Annotated in this window: 2 protein-coding genes; both read right to left on the reverse strand. The window is 48.7% G+C overall.

Going from position 1 to position 961, the window contains the following annotated elements; all coding sequences use genetic code 11:
* Window positions 1-784: MgtC/SapB family protein (locus tag SE27_RS14750; RefSeq protein WP_455550032.1), on the reverse strand; the 784-nt coding region annotated here is incomplete at its 3' end.
* Window positions 781-961 (reverse strand): hypothetical protein (locus tag SE27_RS14755; RefSeq protein ID WP_455550033.1); only part of this gene is annotated, 181 nt, incomplete at its 5' end. The genes SE27_RS14755 and SE27_RS14750, both read right to left, overlap by 4 nt.

Below are 961 nucleotides of genomic sequence, written 5' to 3' on the forward strand. Positions count from 1 at the left end.
CTATCAGCACAACCATACGAAAAAACATGATGCCACAGGCAGCCAATGTTCCAGAAATAGCAGCACTGACCATGACGGGGTGCTGGCGTGTATAGCGTGCCAGTGCGACAGTTGCAGCTGTAGAAGATGCCAAACCACCCAATAGACCTGTCCAGAGTATGCCTCTTTCTGAACCGGTGAGCCGCATGGCAAAATGACCTGCCAGAGAGAGTCCGGCAATCAGGATCACTGCCCACCATAACTGGTAAGGATTTAATGCAGCAAAAGGTCCCATACCCGTATTGGGTAAGTAAGGTAATATAACGACAGAAAGTACCAGTAACTGTAGAGATGCGGTTAATTCACGATGTTCGATCAAGCGTAACCAACCATGTAAGGTTGGCTTGAGATCCAAAAATACAGCCACGATGACAGCCGCTGTTAATGCTAAAGTAACATTACCATGGGATGCATATGCACCTAGAACTAATGTCAACAGCATCGCGATCGTCGTGGTAGCGCTTAAATTACCGGAAATTTTTGCGGTACGCGCGTAGGATACCGTAAGTAAAAGGGAAAGCCCTAATACGGCTGCGACCAGCGGCCAAGGCCCAAAGTTTGGCTGTAGATGACCCAGCACTCCTCCGAGTAATCCTGTCAATGTGAAGGTACGTAGGCCTGCTACTCGGCTGCCTTCTGGCAGTTCACGATCATTCCATCCTCGTTCTAAACCAATGAGCAGGCCGATGGCAAGTGCTGCAATCAGGCCTGATACATCTGGTGGAAGAAAAAGACTCTCTATCATAGCTTTTTATGTCGCAGGCGAAGGGCATTGGTGATCACTGAAGCGGAGCTAAAACTCATGGCCAAGGCCGCAATCATGGGTGACAACAACCAACCGGTAAATGGGTAGAGTACGCCAGCTGCTATTGGGATACCCAAGGCATTGTAAAGGAAAGCAAACATGAGGTTCTGTTTCATG

This window comes from Acinetobacter harbinensis (assembly GCF_000816495.1).
GTDB classification, from domain to species: domain Bacteria; phylum Pseudomonadota; class Gammaproteobacteria; order Pseudomonadales; family Moraxellaceae; genus Acinetobacter; species Acinetobacter harbinensis.